This window comes from Microvirga sp. ACRRW (genome assembly GCF_022346925.1).
GTDB lineage: Bacteria > Pseudomonadota > Alphaproteobacteria > Rhizobiales > Beijerinckiaceae > Microvirga.
The window spans coordinates 175,363-192,856 of record NZ_JAKRNJ010000002.1 but is presented as its reverse complement, the minus strand read 5'-3'; the positions used below and the strand labels follow the sequence as shown (position 1 = coordinate 192,856).

Below are 17,494 nucleotides of genomic sequence, written 5' to 3'. Positions count from 1 at the left end.
ATCTCGTTTGAGATCCGCGTTTTCGTTTCACAATGATCAGAACCTGATTGTAAGGCCGCCTCTGACGGTATGCTCCTGATCGCGCCGGCCCATGGCGCCGGTATAGGAGATGCTCAGGGTCGTGTTCTTCGAGACCTCCCAGTTGACGCCTGCCTCGACCACGAGGCTATCCTTGTCTATGGGGATGCCCGTCATGAAGAGCGGACGTTCATCTCCCGGAAGGGAGAAGCTGGCTTTGGGCAAAGTATCACCAAAGGCGTGACGCCAGCCGAGCAGCCCCTTGAACGTTATTAGGCCAGCCTCCGTCGGCATTGTGGCAATCAGGCGTGCGCCTAGGGTCGAATAGGTGGTGTCGAATGAATCGACGCGCCCCGTAACCGTATCGAAGCCCTCCACCGCGATGCCGCCACCGGCGACATGCACATGCGCGAGCCCCAGAAACGGTTCGACCATGACGCGATCGTTGATCGGGATCATATAGCCGAGCTCGCCGAATGCCTGGAAGGAATCCAGGGAACTGCTGAACCGGTTCGAGGCATAGGGCGTGGTGAAAGACGTATCCACTTCGTGATGCGCATAAGCCAGACCGCCGCGCAGATTGAGCGCGCCGAAAGCGGCGGAGCCATAGAGGCCGATATGCATGCTCTCCACATGGCCGCTCGCGCTGCTCAGGCCATAGTCAAGGCTTGTCGAGAAGTAGCCGCCGGCGATGCCAAGCCGATAGGGCGTGCCGAAGCCCGTATCCGCGCCGAACACCAGACCTGCCGTGCTGCGCTGCACGGCCAGTGAGGCCTGTGTCGCCTGGGTCGAGCCCCAGGAGCCGATGGCCTTGGCCCACAAGGCCCAATCGCGTGGAACCTGCTGCGTTGCTCCGGTCATCGAAGAGGCGTCGTCCGCCGCCGTGATGTCCGAAGCAATGAACGAAGGCAGTCCGCCGGTCGAACAGCGCAGGCGGCAGAGCACGGCTGCGCGGAAGAGATCGTCATGCACGAGAATCGTGCCCACATCGAAAGCGGTGGGCATCGGTGCAGGATCGGGAATTGAAGGCGACGCAGGATCGTCTCCAGGAGACACCGGATCTCCGCCTGGGGTAACCGGGTTCGCTGGTCGAGGCTCATCAATGCGCGGAAGGCTCAGATAAATATTTTTGCCATCCTTGCTCAGCACGGGCCTGAAGAAGACGAGGTTCGTCGTCACTTCGGAGAACTGTCCCGTGACGCCGCCTTCAGCCGTGAGAATGGTCCAGCGGCTGCCGGGCGTGTAGGCGGCCGATAAAGCATTCACCTGCACTGTGCCGCCTTGGACAGTCGCCGCGCCTCCGGCCACGATACGGTCGCTCTCCTGCGATGCATTGAGATCGATCCTGTAGACCGTGCCATCTGCGATAAGCACGTTGCCGGTGACGGCGAGTGAGCCGATACCGTTCATGCCCGGTGACAGGATGCTGCCAGGGCGCGCATCGATGCCGCCGACGGTGCCGTCGCCACCCAGAAGAGCGCCATCGTAAACGGTCATGGACGAACCGCCCATCACGCCCGACACCATGAGGCCGCCCTCGCGCACATGCCAAGGCATGATGCGATTGCTGGTGCCACTGATCGTCCATGTCGAGCTGCCGGTCTTTTCGTGCATCTCGAAGTTCCGAAGCTCGCTTCGCGAGAGATCGAACCGGCCATCGGTGCTGCCGCTCAAGGTGAAGGTATCGTAGCCCGTACCCGCCTCGATTGCGCCGTCGATCACGGATGTGGAGCTGATCAGGAAAGTGTCGTCACCATTCCCGAGATCGACTGCATCGCCCCCCCGCAGGTTGGAGATACGTCCATGATTTTCGATGCGATCGTTGCTGTTGGCCGGGTCGGTGTTCGTGAACTGGATTGCGCGGCCCTCCGCGCTTTCGATCAAGCCGCCGACCTCATTGATGACCGTCATTCGGCCGCCGTTGCCAAGGCTGACGCCGGCAGCGTCCTTGCCCGAGGCTTTGATTACCCCGCGGTTGACGAGGGTGTTCGTGTTGGCGGTATCACCTGGAACAGGGCCGAAAATCGAGACGCCTCTCGCCTGACGCCCCGTTACCTGGATCGTGCCGGTGTTCAACAGAGTGTTGTTGTCGCCTCTCACCTGCATGCCTTCGATGATAGAGCCGTTTGCGGTGACCGTGCCGTCGTTGATCAGCGTGTTGCCGTCGCCGTAGGCGCGGAAACCCCAGGCCTTGTCCCCGCTCGTAGAGATGTCGCCTTTGTTCGTGAGGGTATTGTTGTCGCCTTGAACGGCTATCCCGGCAGACCACGTGCCGCCATGAATCGTCCCGTTGTTGAGAAGCGTGTTCCGATTGCCCATTGCGAACAGGGCGTCGCCAGAATCGCCGTCCATCGTCACGGTGCCGTTGTTCGTGATGCTGCCGTCATTCCCGCTGAGCAGCATGCCTTCGCCGCTGACAGATCCTAGCATGCGGATTGTGCCATTATTGGTCAGAGAGATCCGATCGCCGTTGCCCCAAAGGCCGGCAGGGCCTTTGCGAGTTCCGCCGATGGTGTTCTCCGTGGTCAAGACGCCTTCATTGAGGACAGTACCGTCATCGAACAAGTAATATGCAGCGGGCATGTCCTTGGTATGGACGCTTCCTGTGCATACGACCTTGTTGCCCGTCGTCACACATGCCGCCAACGCCGGGCGCGGCATGGCGAGCCACGCGGAGAAGAATGTCGGAACAAGGATAGCAATGGTTGTCAGAGCCGTTGACGGCTTGAATGCCTGGGTATTGCTGCAGGGTTTTGTGACATCTGCCTTGTGCGTGAGAACTGTCATGTGCCGGCCCATCCATATTATGAAGAGCTTGGCGATTTAGGCGGCAGAAAAAATCATCACCTACATGAACATGTAGATAGCTGCCTTTAAGAGCTGCATTCATCGCGAGAAGGGCATGAAATCCTCTCGCGATGTGCGGAAATACACACTCGTTCTCTCTTGGAAGGCAGCGGACAGCGTCGCCGAGTGTTCTACGGCAGATCTGAGGGCGCCCACTTTCGCGCCCCCGGAAAGAGCCCCTGAAGGATTCTTCAGGGGCTCCCGTTTCATGAGGAACCCCACCCTTCATCAGAAGCGGATGTTGAAGCCGCCTCTCACCGTATGCTCCTGATCGCGCGCGCCCATGGCGCCGGAATATGAAACGTTCAACGTCACATCCTTCGCCACCTCCCAGTTGAGACCCGCCTCGACGATGAGGCTGTCTTTATCGATAGGGGCGCCTGTGACGAGGAACGGGCGTCCGTCGCCCACATATGAGAACGTCGCCTTGGGCACGATATCGCCAAAGGCGTGGCGCCAGCCGAGCAGCCCTTTGAAGGTAATCGTGCCGGCATCCGTCGGCATGGTGGCGACGAGGCGTGCACCGAGCGTCGAGTAAGTGGTGTCGAAGGAATGCACCTCGCCCGACACGGCGAGATCCGAGCCTTCCTCCCACACATTGCGGCCCGTCACATGGACATGCGCCAATCCTGCGAACGGCTCCAGCATCACTCGGTCGCTGAGCATGATCTCGTAGCCGAGTTCACCGAAAGCTTGGACGGAATCCACCGAACTGTCGGAACGGTTCGTGCCGGAAAAGCCTGTGAAGCGAATGGTGCGGACCATATCGACGTCGTGGTGAGCATAAGCCACACCGCCGCGTAGATTGAACGCACCGAAGGCGGCTGAGCCATAGGCGCCGATATGGAGGCTTTCCACGTTGCCGCCGGATGCGAGCGTGGCGAAATCCAGATCCGTCGAGAAATATCCCGCCGCAAGGCCGAGACGGTATGGCGTGCCGAAACCGCTATCGACACCGAACACGAGACCCGCCGTGCTGCGATCCAGCGCGTAGGATGTCGGGGTTGCGTCAGTGGAGCCCCAGGAGCCGATGGCCTTGGCCCACATGGTCCAGTCGCGAGTCGCCTGCGGAATCGACACCGGAACCCGCGTGGCGTTCACCGGCCTGCCGGGCAGGTCCGCCGCATATCCCGCCGTCACGAATTCCGACGCGACGATACCCGGCAAGCCTTCCGAGCAGCGCAGGCGGCAGAGCACGGCGGATCGGAACAGGTCATCGTGCACGAGGATCGTGCCCATGGCACTGACGATAGGCGCGCCTGAGGTTTGATCGAGCGCGAAGGGAAGCTCATCCTCCGTTACCGGATCGAAGGGTCTTGGCGTGGGTCGGTCGACAGGGAGCGGCCGCTCGATGCGCATGAGGCCGAGATAGATATTCTTCCCGTCCTTGCTCAGCACGGGCCTGAAGAAAGCGAGGTTTGTCGTCACTTCGGAGAACTGTCCCGTGACGCCGCCCTTGGCCGTGAGAATGGTCCAACGGCTGCCGGGCGTATAATCTCCCGGCAGGGCATTCACCTGAACCGTTCCGCCCTGAACGCTCGCGGTTCCCTCGGCCACGATGCGGTCGCTCTCCTGCGATGCATTGAGATCGATCCTGTAGGTCGTGCCATTGGCGATGAGCACGTTGCCCGTAACCGCCATCGAGCCGATGCCGTTCGCACCCGGCGACAAGATGCTGCCGGAGCGCGCATCGATACCGCCAACGGTACCTGAACCACTGAGTATCGCGCCGTCATAAACGATCATGGACGAACCGCCCATCGTGCCCGTCACCATGAGGCCGCCCTCGCGTACATGCCAGGGCATGGTGTCGTTGTTGGTTCCGGTGACGGTCCAGGTGGATGTGCCGATCTTTTCGTAAGTCTCGAAGTTGCGGTATTGCGCGCCATCGCCGATCAGCGCTGCGTCGAAAGATGCGTCAATCGCGCCGCCCAGCGTGAAGGTATCCATATCCGCGCCTGCATCGACGACCCCTGTTATGCGGGATGTCGAGCCGATCAGAAGGGCGTCGTTGCCGGCACCGAGCTCGATGGCTACTCCGCCGCTCGACGTGCTCAGTACGCCGAAATTCTGGATGCTTTCATTGCCTGCGCCGGATTGAATAGCCTTGTCATTCCAAGCACGGATGATACCGGCGCTTTCGTTCACGATTGTCGTCGTCTCGCCTGCCTTGCTTGCGACCCAGACGCCATAGGCCCGCTCGCCCGATGTATCGATGGTTCCACGGTTGACGATGGAATTGCCAGTGCCTGCGTCGACCTTGATGCCACGCCCTTCGACGCCCGATGTCGTTACGATTCCCGTGTTGAGAATGGCATTGTTGTTGCCATAGGCGCGGATCCCGTTCGCTACGGCGCCTGAGGTTGCGATGTCCCCGGCATTGGTGAGCGTATTTCCGTTGCCATAGACCGAGAGGCCCTCGGAGCCGTTTCCTCCGGTGACGACCGTGCCGCTATTGGTCAGCCTGTTTTCATTGCCCTCGGCAAACAAGCCCAAGGCCGCGCTGCCGGTTGTCGTATCGATCCTTCCGGTATTCAGAAGGGTGTTGCTGTTTCCGAGAGCGTGAAGCGCACTGGCGGAACTGCCGGCGGTCGAGATGCTGCCGTTGTTGGTGATGGTGTTCCGGTCTCCAAGCACTTCCATCGCATCGAGCGAGGCGCCGCTGGAGGAAAGTGTCCCGTTATTGGTGAGGCTGGTCTCGTTGCCGACGCCGACGACTCCGTAACCAACCTTGCCGCTGACCGAAGCGCTGCCCTCAATGACCACGCTGCCTCCGCTCGTCACCTCCGCAATCGGTGCATCTGTGGCCGTCGTCGTTCCCGAGCAGGTGACGGTCGAACCTGTGCTCGTACAGCCCGCCTGTGCCGGCTGGTGAAATGCCACCGTTGACAGGAGAGTGATAGAAAACGTGGCGGTTGCCGTTCTGGCGATGGAGGAAGAGAAGGAAGATGGGGTGCCGGTCAGGTCGCGCTTCAAAAAGATCATGCTTCAGCCCGTTGTGGTTCCGTTCGACTTTTGCCATCTAGGCTGCGGACTTCGCCTACCACCTCTCCAAACATGGAGGTTTTATTTCTTAAATGCGGAAAATATTTTTCCCTTGAAACGGAACCTTTTGCGCAGTTTCTGTGAGGGGGCTGCTTCCTATGGTCTCGATCCAGCTTTTCGCTCTTGACGGGATAGAGTTGCGTAGCGTCCAGTCTAAGATCAACAAATCGGCTGCGGGGGAGTCCGATGCGCCATTTCTTCATTGCTGCTATTCTCGCCGGCCTGTCGAGCCAGGCGCTCGCCCAGGAAGCGGCTCCTGCGGCCCAGGGCTTGCAGCTCACGGTGCGCCCCTCGGGCTATGATGCGCAGAGCGAGGCCCAGAAGCGGCAGGAGAAGCTGCTCAAGCGTCTGGAGCAGAGTGATCACATGATCCGCTCCATCTGCATCAATTGCGGGGATTCCTGGAAGCACCAGATCTATGAGCCCTTCAATCCCTATGCCTCCTTAAAGCCCTCGGCGCGCCCATCGGAAAGTGTCGGGAACTGATCCATGCACAGGGCCTGCTCCCGCTCTTCCATGGGCATTTCTGCAACCTCGGACACTATTGAGGCGCATGCAGGCGTTTTGTATATCTGTAGGAACGCAAGGGGGGCCTCGCGTTATCATCTCGAAAAGGGGTGTCACCGAATGGTGACGTGAGACCTGGATGGCGTGGGTTTATCTGACACTGGCAGGTCTTCTGGAAATCGGGTGGGCCATCGGGCTCAAATATACCGATGGGTTCACGCGGCTGGTGCCGTCGGTCCTGACAGCTATCAGCATGGTGGCCAGCGTCCTGCTCCTCGGGCTCGCGCTGAAGACGCTTCCCGTCGGGACAGGCTATGCAGTCTGGACCGGGATCGGAACCGTCGGTACCGCCATCCTCGGCATCGTGCTTTTGGGCGAACCTATCACCGCGCTTCGCCTGGGCTGCATCGGGCTGATCGTCGTGGGCATTCTCGGCCTCAAATTCGCCGCTGCGTGAGAAAAGCCGAACCGATGCATTCCTCCCCACGCAAGACCTATTCCTCGTCCCGCTGGCTCAAGATTTTCGTGGCATTGATCTGCCTGATCATTCTTGGACTCGAAGGCTGGAGAGACTGGACCGAGCGGCAGGACGAATTCACCCGCATCGAAGGCGAGATGAGGAACCTCGCCAAATCGCTGACGCAGCACGCCGAGGACACATTCAATCTCGCCGATGCGATCCTGGTCGACATCGTCGATCGGATCGAGCGGCAGGGAACGTCCCCTCAGGACATGGCGGGAATGCAGGCGTTCTTTTCCGAGCGCATCCAGACCCTGCAGGCGTTGAAGACTCTTACGGTCTTCAGCGAGAACGGATTCGTCCTGAGCAGCTCTCTGCCCGGCCACACTACGGTCAATGCCCAGCATTATACGTTCTTCAGGCATCATGCCGCTTCCCTGGACAGGAAGTGGTTCTTCGGCCCGCTCATTCACGATCCGATCGGGGGCGACAGGGTGCTGACCTTGTCCCGCCGCCTTAACAAGCCTGATGGCAGTTTCGGCGGTGTGGTGCAGATCAGCATTCCGCCCCGCTACTTCGCAAACTTCTTCAGCCGCATCGATGTGGGTTCCGAAGGCTCCATCGTGATGATCAGCACGGCGGATGGAAAGATCCTGTCCCGCTATCCTTTCATCGAGCGCGCCATCGGCCTTAAACCCGACGCATCCGAATGGCTGCTGACGGGCAGCCCGTATGGATCGGGGGCTTACGTGTCTCCCATCGATGGGGTCTTGCGCCTCGCAGGCTATCAGCGAAATCATGTCTATCCGGTCGTTCTCCTGTCATCCGTCAGCCAGCAGGAGGCGTTGAGAAGCTGGATGGTGGAATTCCAGATCCGCTCGCTCCGAGTAGCCGTGCTTGTCGTCCTCATCATTGTTCTAGGCTGGAGGCTTGCCAGGGAATTGCGCCGCCGCGAGCAGGCGGAGGCTGAGCTCGCCGTGCTTGCGACGACAGACGGACTGACGGGTCTTGCCAATCGCCGGACCTTCGACAGCCGGCTCGAAACCGAATGGCTGCGCGCCTCGCGCGATGCAACGCCGCTCTCGCTTTTCCTGATCGATGTCGATCAGTTCAAGGCCTACAACGATCTCTATGGGCATCAGCAAGGCGACGACTGCCTACGCAAGGTGGCAAAGGTCATCGCGGAAGCCATGAGGCGTCCCAGCGATTTCGTGGCCCGTTACGGCGGCGAAGAAATCGTCGTCGTGCTGCCGGACACGAATGACGAGGACGCCGCTAAAGTCGCTGAGGCGATCCGTGCAGGTGTCGAGGCACTAGCCGTTCAGCATCAGGCGAACCCGCCATCCCACATCCTCACGATCAGCATCGGCAGCGTGACGCAATCGCCCGCCTTTAATCGGTCCCACACCGGTCCCGCCGATCTGATCCACATGGCTGACAAGGCGCTTTACCGCGCCAAGCAAGGCGGCCGCAACCGCGTCGCCATCGCGCAGGCTGCATAAGCGAAAGCGAAGAGGGTGCGCCGGACCTGCAAAAAGCAGATCCTAACCTGCACGAGAATACCCTGCTGAAGGCGAGAGCAATTGCGCTCCCGCCTGCGTTTTCACGTCAGCTCAGATGACGAAGAAATCGTTATAGGCGATCTTCTTGTTCTTGCCGATGTTGGCGAACATCACTTGGCCGCCGGCCTTGCTGCCGTTGCTATCGTACCAGAGGTCGCCCGTCGTCTTGTTGTAGCCGACGAAGTCATTCTTGTCCTTCGCCTTCGAGCCCAGCACGAACTGGTCCTTCTTGAGCCAGCCGGTCTTCTTCAGCGCCTTGAAGTACTTGTTCTCCAGATGGATCGTGTCGTCCTTGTAGTTCCAGTCCAGGATCTTGTCCTTGTTGGTCTTGGAATTCGGGTTCGTGTTGAACACGAACACATCCTTGCCCTTGCCGCCGGTAAGCTTGTCATTGCCTTTGCCGCCGTAGATCATATCCGGACCGGCCGTGCCTTTGAGGGTGTCCTTGCGCGCGCTGCCCCGGATAATATCAATCTCGTCGCGAACAGCGATGGTGAAGACCTCGTGGGTCACGCCCCCCTGACTGTCGGTCGTAACGACCTGAATATTGTGCGAGGCCGCTTTCTCGAAATCGAGAAGGCCCGCAACGATGAGCTGGTTGTTCACGATGGCGAAGGCGTTTCCGCCATCGGCAAGGCTATAGGTGATGTCCACGCCTTTTACGTTCGTGGGGCTGAAAGTGCCGACGACGCTGCCGAGAGCCGCATTCTCTCCAATGGCGAGCGCGCTGAGAGCAGGCGTGAGGATAAAGTCATCGTCGATGATGAGGCCAGAAGCACTGCTCTGATCGTCTCTGATCGAGGAATTCATTGGGTCCTTGAGCTTGACCGAGAAGCGCCGGTCGCCTTCTGCTATCTTATCGGCCTTGATCTTCACGGTAATCGTAGCTGTGAGCGATGTTCCGCTGAAGGCTACAGTGCCGGACTTTGTCTCCACATCGCCGTCATCGAGGCCGGTCAGTTCCCATCGAGCCGTGGGGCTGCCGTCCGTGCTGCTGCGCGTGACCGTGAAAGTGAAATCGGTCCAGCCGCTGTGACTGCCTTCGAACTTCCTGCTGTCTTTCGCCTTGATGGAGAGTTCCGGCAACGCGGCGACATCAAACTTGCGGTCGCTGAATTGGATAAACTGAATGTTCTTCAATGTATCCGTCCCATCGCGTGCCGTCTTGTCGGCAACCCTGTAGCTGCCATTGGCCAGCTTCGTGATGATGTACTCCGCGGTGGTACCGGAGAAGACGGCGGTGTCCGTTCCCGTATGGCCGTCGAGGATGTCGTTGCCCGCGCCGCCGGCAAGTCTGTCGTCACCGGCTCCTCCCCAAAGAATGTCGCTGTCGGCGCCACCATTGAGGGTATCGTTGTTGTAGCCACCATCAAGCTTGTCGGCGCGGCTTGTTCCATCCCAGACGAGACCAGTCACATGCTCGGGGCTTGAATAGCCCGCCTTGACGATGGCATCGGCGGGCTTCCCTTGCGTTGTGTAGTCTGTCGGCGGAACGTATGCAGGTTCCGTAGTCGTCTGGTAACTCCAGAGGAATGCGCCATCGAGCCATTGGCCGCCGTAATTTTTCATTACGTAGTAAAGCGCTTCGTAGCAGAGGCGCTGTTCTTCGTAATCCGTTCCGTTTTCGTGCCGCAACCAACCGGGACTCAGGTTCGTGCCGTTGTAGCTGCCATAACCGATTTCGGTGAAGATGACCTTCTTGCCCCAAGTTTCGGATAACTGCTTCCAGGTATCGACCACTGAGGTGGTGCCGTAGACTTCCTTCGAATTCCAGTTGACCGGAGGCTTGACCCAAGAATCGATCAGCTCGTTCAAAGTCGGATCGTAATTGCCGTCGGCAGCCATGCTGAAATAAGCGTCGACGCCGATATAATCGAGCTTGTCCCAGAACTCGATCTTTAACGCCTCGTCGTCGGTGGCGGCGTAGGTCAGCTTGCCCGTGAAAACCGCGCGCACCGCATCGATGATCTCGACCCATTTCTCCGTATAGCTCTGACCATTCGCGCAGGTCTTGTTAGGATCCGTCATGCTGCGCATTTCGGTGCCGATCACGAAGGCGGAGGCTCCGCCGGCCTGTGCGACCTTGGCGTATTCCACCATCATGTTCTTGTAGTTTTCGAACCATAGCAGAGGATCCGTCGGCGCAATCTTCGCGCGCCAGGCGTCCTCCGATGTCGTGTTGCGATCGTCACGCTCCACATGAGGCTTGAGCACCACATTCAGCCCACGCGCTGTGGCGTCTCGAATGGCTTGCAGCACGTTCGGAAAACCGTCGCTCTCGCCGCGCCATGGCTCATCCGGGTTCGGGCTCGCGTTGAGGTGCACGTCGTTGCTCGTGCCCGTGGATTGAAAGAAGTTAGGAATGAGGGTGATAGTGTTCGCGCCGTTGGACTTGATGAGGTCCATTGCGGCCAAGCCGCTGGTCGTTTGAAAATTGCCACCCCAGTAGGAAGGAAGGCTGATGCCTTCCCAGGTAAAAATGCCTTCGTCCGCCGCCATAATCCGCCTCGTTCAATGCAATATCAATTGAATCGAGATAACGTATCTAATCAGGGCTTTTCGCTCAAGCTCAGCAGGGAACGAAAAAGCCCCCGGAGACGATCCCCGGAGGCTACAATCAATTTCCGTCGGAGTTGCGCTGCTCAGATCTGCCGCACGGCGCCCTTGGCGGCGCTGGTGGCGAGCATGGCGTAGGCCTTGAGAGCGGCCGTCACCTTGCGCTTGCGCGGCTCGGCGGGCTTCCAGCCCTTGGCGTCCTGCTCGGCGCGGCGGCGCTGCAACTCGGCATCGTCCACGGCGAGGTTGATGCTGCGGTTCGGGATGTCGATCTCGATCCGGTCGCCGTCGCGCACGAGGCCGATGGTGCCGCCCTCTGCCGCTTCCGGCGAGGCGTGGCCGATGGACAGGCCCGAGGTGCCGCCGGAGAAGCGCCCGTCCGTGATGAGTGCGCAGGCTTTGCCGAGCCCCTTCGATTTCAGGTAGCTCGTGGGATAGAGCATCTCCTGCATGCCGGGGCCGCCGCGCGGGCCCTCGTAGCGGATGACGACCACGTCGCCGGCCTTCACCTTGCCATTGAGGATGCCGCTCACCGCATCGTCCTGGCTCTCGAACACGACGGCCGGACCGGAGAAGACGAGGATGCTCTCGTCCACGCCCGCCGTCTTCACGATGCAGCCGTCGAGCGCCAGATTGCCGGAGAGCACGGCGAGGCCGCCATCCTTCGAGAAGGCATGTTCCTTGTCGCGAATGACACCGCCAGCGCGGTCCATGTCCACGCTGTCGTAGCGGCTTGCCTGACTGAACGCGGTCTGCGTCGGCACGCCGCCGGGGGCTGCGCTGAAGAACTCATGCACCGCGTGGCTGTTGGTGCGGCGCACGTCCCATCGGTCAAGCGCCGATTTCATGCTTTCCGAGTGAACCGTCGGCACTGAAGTGTCGAGCAAACCTGCGCGGTCGAGTTCGCCGAGAATGCCCATGATGCCGCCGGCGCGGTGCACATCTTCCATGTGCACGTTTGAGATGGCAGGCGCGACCTTGCACAGCACCGGCACGCGGCGCGACAGGCGGTCGATGTCGTCCATGGTGAAGTTGACTTCAGCCTCGTAGGCCGCAGCCAGCAGGTGCAGCACTGTGTTGCTCGACCCGCCCATGGCGATATCGAGCGTCATGGCGTTCTCGAAGGCGGCGAAATTCGCAATCGAGCGCGGCAGTACGTTCGCGTCGTCCTGCTCGTAATAGCGGCGCGCGAGATCGACGATGAGATGGCCCGCTTCCACGAAGAGTCGCTTGCGGTCCGCGTGCGTCGCCAGCGTCGAGCCGTTGCCCGGCAGCGAGAGGCCGAGAGCCTCCGTGAGGCAGTTCATGGAATTGGCCGTGAACATGCCCGAGCACGAGCCGCAGGTGGGGCATGCCGAGCGCTCGATGGCCTGAATGTCCTCGTCCGCGATCTTGTCGTCGGCAGCGGCGACCATGGCGTCCACGAGGTCGAGCTTCTTGGTCACGCCGTTGAGCACGACTTTGCCCGCTTCCATCGGACCGCCGGAGACAAAAACCGTCGGGATGTTGAGGCGCAGCGAGGCCATCAGCATGCCGGGGGTGATCTTGTCGCAGTTGGAGATGCAGACCATGGCGTCCGCGCAATGGGCGTTGACCATGTATTCCACGGAATCGGCGATCAGCTCCCGCGACGGCAGGGAGTAGAGCATGCCGTCATGGCCCATGGCGATGCCGTCATCCACCGCGATGGTGTTGAATTCCTTGGCGACGCCGCCCGCCTTCTCGATCTCGCGGGCGACCAGCTGGCCGAGGTCCTTCAGGTGGACATGGCCCGGCACGAACTGGGTGAAGGAGTTAACCACGGCGATGATCGGCTTGCCGAAGTCGGAATCCTTCATGCCCGTGGCCCGCCAGAGGCCGCGAGCGCCCGCCATGTTGCGGCCGTGGGTGGTGGTGCGAGAGCGATAGGCTGGCATGGGTTTATCCCGGTCTTCAGAGTTCTTGAGCCTGCCTTGTTCGAACGAAACGAGGCGACATGCAAGCGCTTTTGCTGCCGCCTTTAGGCGCAGAATGCATCCCAGGCAGGCGTTTTCGCGCAATTTTATTATCTGCCGAGCTTAGGCCCAGGCCTGAACCGAACCGGCCAAGCCCCGTTTGCGTTGGTCCCGCAACGTCAATGGAAAGGGCCAAGATCATGGTGCCGAAGACCGATTGGGATGCCACAGCCCACCTGCAATACGAGCCGATGGGAACGCCCAGAGGCACCACGCCACCTCACGGCAGCGACGTGATGGAGTTCGCTTCCCTTCGCGAGGCCATTCACTGGGCCATGACCAACGAGGCTCCAGCTGGCATGCATGCGGTGATCCGCACCGCCTCAGGCGAGGTGATCGAGCCGAGCCAGCTGGAGGAGCTTTGGGCCAGCCTCCAGGGCCCCTAAATCCAGCCCAGGCTCAAGGCCCCCACGGCGAGATAGCGGCCTGTCTTGGCGAGCGCTACAAGCAGGATGAAGATAGGTAAAGGCTCGCGCAGCACGCCCGCCACGATGGTGAGCGGGTCGCCGATCACCGGCATCCAGCTGAGCAGCAGTGTCCAGCGGCCATAGCGGTGATACCAGCCTTCCGCCTTGGCCATCTGCTCGCGTTTGACCGGAAACCACCGCCGGCCTTCGAAGCGGGTAAAGAAACGCCCCAGGAACCAGTTCACGACAGAGCCGAGAATGTTGCCGATGCTCGCTATGAGTATCAGCATCCACCAAGCGTGGCGATCGGCCAGCAGCATGCCGAAGAGCACCGCTTCCGACTGAAACGGAAAGATCGTGGCCGAGAGAAAGGCTGCGGCGAAAAGAGCGCTGTATTCGGCGAGATGCGGCATGAAATCCAGGGAGGCATTGCGGGCTTTCCGCCTTACCATGCTTCCATTAACGCCCCAAACCCGGCTTCGGCGCGAAAAAGCCCAACCTCCGGTTCAGCTTGCGCTGCATAGGGATCGTGCTCTACCAACGGGCCGCAGCCTGCTCAAGCCTGCCTTTTAGTTGCGGAACCTCTTCAGGATAAGCCTCTTGGAACAGTTCGACGTTGTGGTGATCGGCGCCGGTGCCGCCGGCATGATGTGCGCGGCCGAAGCCGGAAAGCGCGGACGCTCCGTGCTGATCATCGACCATGCCGATAAACCAGGTGAGAAGATCCGCATCTCCGGGGGCGGACGGTGCAACTTCACCAATCTCAACGCTGCGCCCGCCAATTACATCTCGCAGAACCCGAGCTTCTGCATCTCAGCCCTGCGGCGCTACACGCAACGGGACTTCATCGCTCTCGTGGAGCGTTACGGCATCGCCTATCACGAAAAGACGCTCGGCCAATTGTTCTGCGACGGCTCTTCACGGCAGGTCGTGGATCTGCTGCTCAACGAGATGAAGCAGGCAGGGGTCGAGCTGCGGTTGCAGACATCCGTGACGCAGGTAGAGAAAACGGATGACGGCTTTCGTCTCGCGCTCTCGAACGGTGCCTTGCAATGCCACTCGCTCGTCGTTGCATCGGGTGGCAAGTCCATTCCGAAGATGGGGGCCACCGGTTTCGGTTATGACCTCGCGCAGCAATTCGGCCTGAACATCGTCGAGACGCGTCCGGCGCTCGTTCCGCTCACTCTGGAGCCGACGATGCTGGAGCGGCTTTCACCCTTGGCCGGAATCTCCGTCGATGCGATAGCCGCCTGCGGCAAGACGAAATTCGCTGAGGCGATGCTGTTCACTCATCGCGGCTTGAGCGGCCCGTCGATTTTGCAGATCTCATCCTATTGGTGCGAGGGCGCGGAGATCACACTCTCCATGCTGCCGGGCGTGAATCTTTTCGAGGAATTACGCAAAGCTCGTTCGCAAAACGGCAGGCAAGCTTTGCAGACCGCTCTCTCGACATTTCTTCCCAAGCGCCTCGCTCAGCTGATCGCTGAAACGGAGAAGGGGCCGGCGAACCTCGCCGATTATTCCGACAAGCATCTGCGGCGTATCGACGAGGCGGTGAACCAATGGCGCTTCAAACCGGCGGGATCGGAAGGCTACCGAACCGCGGAAGTAACCCTGGGCGGCGTCGATACCCGCGAGCTCGACTCTAAGACAATGGAAGTGAAATCCGTGCCTGGCCTCTACATGATCGGCGAGGTCGTGGACGTGACCGGCTGGCTCGGCGGCTACAATTTCCAGTGGGCCTGGTCGTCCGGCTGGTGCGCAGGCCAGGCGGCCTGACCCTATTCAGGAAAATAAGCTCGGCAGTCTTGACGAAAAACAATTGCAACTAAATAATATTTCAAAAGAGCCACTCAAGGCTGACGCAAAAGTATATTCGGGGGCTTGAGGGTGAAACAAATGCTCAAGATTGCCTTTGCTGCTGCTGTCGGAACGACCCTGCTCTTCGCCTCGGGAGCCCAAGCTCTCGAAACGCAGAACGGCCTCGCCTTCAATGGCCTGGCGTTTAATGGCCTCGCATTCAACGGATTGGCCTTCAACGGTCTCGCCTTCAATGGCATCGCGACCGACGGCGTTGCAGAAGAGCTGCGCTCTGCGCCAGCCCTTCAGGCAACTACTGTCATCCTGAAGGATGGCGAGCGCGTCTCGCTGAAGTGAGAAAGCAGCAGGTCCTCATGAAGAAGCGAGGGCCTGCTTCTCCGTCATGAGACTTAGATTTTACGGCATCGTTGTCTGTGCCCTGTCGGCTCTGTGCATGTCATCCGCGGCCTTCGCCTTGAGTGGCCGTCTTGAGGTGACGGGAGGCGAGTTCAAGTTGCGTCTCGACGATGGACGGGTGCTGGAGAAAAACGCTCTCGTGGGCCATCGCATCGTCCTGAATAACGGCGCGCATGAACAGCCGGTCCTTATCGACGCGGTCATGGAGGAGCTATCGAGGGACGGCCAGGGCATCGTGCTTTACCGCCTGCTTATCGAAGATCCCGCCACGAAAACGCTTCACAATATCTGTCAGGCCGATGCGCGCGGAAGACAGCTCGGCTTCCCCATGCCACGGCAAGGCGGTTTCGATCTCACATGCACCAGCGGCGCAGAGGGGAAATGCATTCTCATGGGCTATCGCCCCTGGGACGAGCGGAGCGACGTGCCGATGCGCGCACTGCATCGGGCCTGCATCCATGCCATCCGTGCGGATTATGGCGGAGACAGCCGTCCCTCGACACGGGACGGAACGCTCATCGACATTTACGACCGTCATGGCATCCGGGAGGCGGAGAAGGAAAGTCCTATGCCCTTTGAAGCGGCTTGGGGCGAGAACGGAGCCTTGTGTGTCACGCGTCCGCGCATTGCAGGGAACGTGACGCTCGACGAACTCGCAGCCCGTTATCCGAGACTTGCAGGAAATGTGGGGGCAGAAAACTGCACGGAAGAAACAATGCAGCGCAATCCGCAGGCTCTTCTGTTCAACCGCTCCGCTTCAGCTGGCCCTTAAGCGCGACGTTTCGCCTTTCTCGAAGTGGTGCCTTGAAACGAGCGGCCTCGGGAGCAGTTGATGAGACGCTCCACGGATCGCCCTTGATCGCGCCGTGCAGATGGCTTCCTCATCTCTGGAGATACCGCATGCAGACACGTCAGCTCGGACAATTGAAGGTCTCGGCCCTTGGCCTCGGCTGCATGGGAATGTCGGAATTCTATGGCGGGCGGGACGAGGCGGAATCCATCGCCACGATTCATCGCGCCATCGAACTCGGCGTCACCTTTCTCGACACAGCCGACATGTACGGCACCGGCCACAACGAGGAACTCGTGGGTCGCGCGATCTCGGATCGGCGCGCTAAGGTGGTGCTTGCCACCAAGTTCGGCAATGTGCGTGGCCCCAACGGAGAGCGCCTCGGCATCAGCGGCAAACCGGATTATGTGCGCCAAGCCTGCGAGGCGAGCCTCCGGCGCCTGAAGGTCGATGTGATCGATCTCTATTACCAGCACCGCGTCGATCCCGACACGCCCATCGAGGACACCGTTGGCGCCATGGCCGATCTCGTGCGTGAGGGAAAGGTGCGCTATCTCGGTTTGTCCGAGGCCGCTCCCCAAACCATTCGCCGCGCACACACCGTTCATCCCATTACGGCGCTGCAAACGGAATATTCCCTCTGGAGCCGCGATCCAGAAGATGAAATTCTTGGTGTCGTGCGCGATCTCGGCATCGGCTTCGTGTCCTATTCGCCACTTAGTCGCGGCTTTCTCACCGGTCAGATCAAAAGCATCGACGATCTCGATCAGGATGATTTCCGCCGCTCCGCCCCGCGCTTTCAGGGCGAGAACTTCCAGAAGAACCTCGATCTCGTGCGGGAGATTGAAATCATGGCGCGCGAGAAGAGCTGCACGCCCGCACAGCTCGCACTCGCCTGGGTGCTGGCGCAGGGAGACGACATTGTGCCGATTCCAGGCACGAAACGCCGCAAATATCTGGAAGAGAATGTCGGCGCCCTCGACGTTGCCCTGACGAAGGCGGACCTGGAGCGGATCGACAGCATCATCCCGCCCGGTGCTGCCGCTGGAACCCGCTATGCAGCTGCAGGCATGCAGACAGTCGGGCGTTGA

Annotated in this window: 13 protein-coding genes; 8 read left to right on the top strand and 5 right to left on the bottom strand. The window is 60.3% G+C overall.

Annotated features, from left to right (window positions below):
* Positions 1–36: 36 nt before the first annotated feature.
* Both MHY87_RS05135 and MHY87_RS05130 read right to left on the bottom strand, forming a co-directional pair.
* The gene (locus MHY87_RS05135; protein ID WP_239350068.1) at positions 37–2,547 is read right to left on the bottom strand and encodes an autotransporter outer membrane beta-barrel domain-containing protein; all 2,511 of its coding nucleotides are present in this window, start codon (positions 2,545–2,547) and stop codon (positions 37–39) included.
* 546 nt (positions 2,548–3,093) lie between these two features.
* On the bottom strand, positions 3,094–5,850 hold the full coding sequence (locus MHY87_RS05130) for an autotransporter outer membrane beta-barrel domain-containing protein (RefSeq protein WP_239350066.1): 2,757 nt from the start codon (positions 5,848–5,850) through the stop codon (positions 3,094–3,096).
* A gap of 246 nt (positions 5,851–6,096) precedes the next feature.
* On the opposite strand from MHY87_RS05130, the gene MHY87_RS05125 reads away from it, so the two are divergent.
* The 3 genes from MHY87_RS05125 to MHY87_RS05115 all read left to right on the top strand — a co-directional run bounded on the left by MHY87_RS05125 (position 6,097) and on the right by MHY87_RS05115 (position 8,379).
* Positions 6,097–6,396: a hypothetical protein gene (locus tag MHY87_RS05125; protein WP_239350064.1), complete on the top strand. Its 300-nt coding sequence runs from the start codon at positions 6,097–6,099 to the stop codon at positions 6,394–6,396.
* Between the two features lie 160 nt (positions 6,397–6,556).
* The gene (gene sugE, locus MHY87_RS05120) at positions 6,557–6,874 is read left to right on the top strand and encodes a quaternary ammonium compound efflux SMR transporter SugE (RefSeq protein ID WP_239350062.1); all 318 of its coding nucleotides are present in this window, start codon (positions 6,557–6,559) and stop codon (positions 6,872–6,874) included.
* A gap of 14 nt (positions 6,875–6,888) precedes the next feature.
* Positions 6,889–8,379, top strand: coding sequence for a sensor domain-containing diguanylate cyclase (locus MHY87_RS05115; RefSeq protein WP_239350060.1), 1,491 nt, complete (start codon positions 6,889–6,891; stop codon positions 8,377–8,379).
* Positions 8,380–8,490: 111 nt separating this feature from the next.
* Here MHY87_RS05115 and MHY87_RS18840 read toward each other — a convergent pair whose 3' ends face one another.
* Together MHY87_RS18840 and ilvD are read right to left on the bottom strand one after the other, a co-directional pair.
* On the bottom strand, positions 8,491–10,938 hold the full coding sequence (locus tag MHY87_RS18840; RefSeq protein WP_304611110.1) for a hypothetical protein: 2,448 nt from the start codon (positions 10,936–10,938) through the stop codon (positions 8,491–8,493).
* Positions 10,939–11,081: 143 nt separating this feature from the next.
* Complete coding sequence (ilvD, locus tag MHY87_RS05100; RefSeq protein WP_239350058.1) at positions 11,082–12,911, bottom strand: dihydroxy-acid dehydratase; 1,830 nt, start codon at positions 12,909–12,911, stop codon at positions 11,082–11,084.
* A 218-nt stretch (positions 12,912–13,129) separates the two neighbouring features.
* Between ilvD and MHY87_RS05095 the strand changes: the two genes are divergently transcribed.
* Positions 13,130–13,375, top strand: coding sequence for a hypothetical protein (locus MHY87_RS05095; protein ID WP_239350056.1), 246 nt, complete (start codon positions 13,130–13,132; stop codon positions 13,373–13,375).
* Here MHY87_RS05095 and MHY87_RS05090 read toward each other — a convergent pair.
* Entirely contained in the window at positions 13,372–13,809 is a 438-nt protein-coding gene (locus tag MHY87_RS05090) for a YqaA family protein (RefSeq protein ID WP_239350697.1), read from the bottom strand. The two genes, MHY87_RS05095 and MHY87_RS05090, sit on opposite strands and share 4 nt — an antisense overlap.
* A 187-nt stretch (positions 13,810–13,996) precedes the next feature.
* Here MHY87_RS05090 and MHY87_RS05085 point away from each other — a divergent pair, with 187 nt between their 5' ends.
* From MHY87_RS05085 to MHY87_RS05070, 4 genes are all read left to right on the top strand, one after another.
* Positions 13,997–15,175, top strand: coding sequence for an NAD(P)/FAD-dependent oxidoreductase (locus tag MHY87_RS05085; protein WP_239350054.1), 1,179 nt, complete (start codon positions 13,997–13,999; stop codon positions 15,173–15,175).
* A gap of 120 nt (positions 15,176–15,295) precedes the next feature.
* Positions 15,296–15,553 carry a hypothetical protein gene (locus MHY87_RS05080; protein ID WP_239350052.1) on the top strand — a complete coding sequence of 86 codons (258 nt, stop codon included), beginning with the start codon at positions 15,296–15,298 and terminating at the stop codon, positions 15,551–15,553.
* 46 nt (positions 15,554–15,599) lie between these two features.
* The gene (locus MHY87_RS05075) at positions 15,600–16,385 is read left to right on the top strand and encodes an ADYC domain-containing protein (RefSeq protein WP_239350050.1); all 786 of its coding nucleotides are present in this window, start codon (positions 15,600–15,602) and stop codon (positions 16,383–16,385) included.
* A 128-nt stretch (positions 16,386–16,513) separates the two neighbouring features.
* Complete coding sequence (locus MHY87_RS05070) at positions 16,514–17,494, top strand: aldo/keto reductase (RefSeq protein WP_239350048.1); 981 nt, start codon at positions 16,514–16,516, stop codon at positions 17,492–17,494.

What these genes read in the sequence shown, in the direction of transcription:
- MHY87_RS05130 (WP_239350066.1), bottom strand. Translation starts at nt 5,850, where the DNA reads ATGATCTTTTTGAAGCGCGACCTGACCGGCACCCCATCTTCCTTCTCT.
- MHY87_RS05125 (WP_239350064.1), top strand. Translation starts at nt 6,097, where the DNA reads ATGCGCCATTTCTTCATTGCTGCTATTCTCGCCGGCCTGTCGAGCCAG.
- sugE (WP_239350062.1), top strand. Translation starts at nt 6,557, where the DNA reads ATGGCGTGGGTTTATCTGACACTGGCAGGTCTTCTGGAAATCGGGTGG.
- MHY87_RS05115 (WP_239350060.1), top strand. Translation starts at nt 6,889, where the DNA reads ATGCATTCCTCCCCACGCAAGACCTATTCCTCGTCCCGCTGGCTCAAG.
- MHY87_RS18840 (WP_304611110.1), bottom strand. Translation starts at nt 10,938, where the DNA reads ATGGCGGCGGACGAAGGCATTTTTACCTGGGAAGGCATCAGCCTTCCT.
- ilvD (WP_239350058.1), bottom strand. Translation starts at nt 12,911, where the DNA reads ATGCCAGCCTATCGCTCTCGCACCACCACCCACGGCCGCAACATGGCG.
- MHY87_RS05095 (WP_239350056.1), top strand. Translation starts at nt 13,130, where the DNA reads ATGGTGCCGAAGACCGATTGGGATGCCACAGCCCACCTGCAATACGAG.
- MHY87_RS05090 (WP_239350697.1), bottom strand. Translation starts at nt 13,809, where the DNA reads ATGCCGCATCTCGCCGAATACAGCGCTCTTTTCGCCGCAGCCTTTCTC.
- MHY87_RS05080 (WP_239350052.1), top strand. Translation starts at nt 15,296, where the DNA reads ATGCTCAAGATTGCCTTTGCTGCTGCTGTCGGAACGACCCTGCTCTTC.
- MHY87_RS05075 (WP_239350050.1), top strand. Translation starts at nt 15,600, where the DNA reads ATGAGACTTAGATTTTACGGCATCGTTGTCTGTGCCCTGTCGGCTCTG.
- MHY87_RS05070 (WP_239350048.1), top strand. Translation starts at nt 16,514, where the DNA reads ATGCAGACACGTCAGCTCGGACAATTGAAGGTCTCGGCCCTTGGCCTC.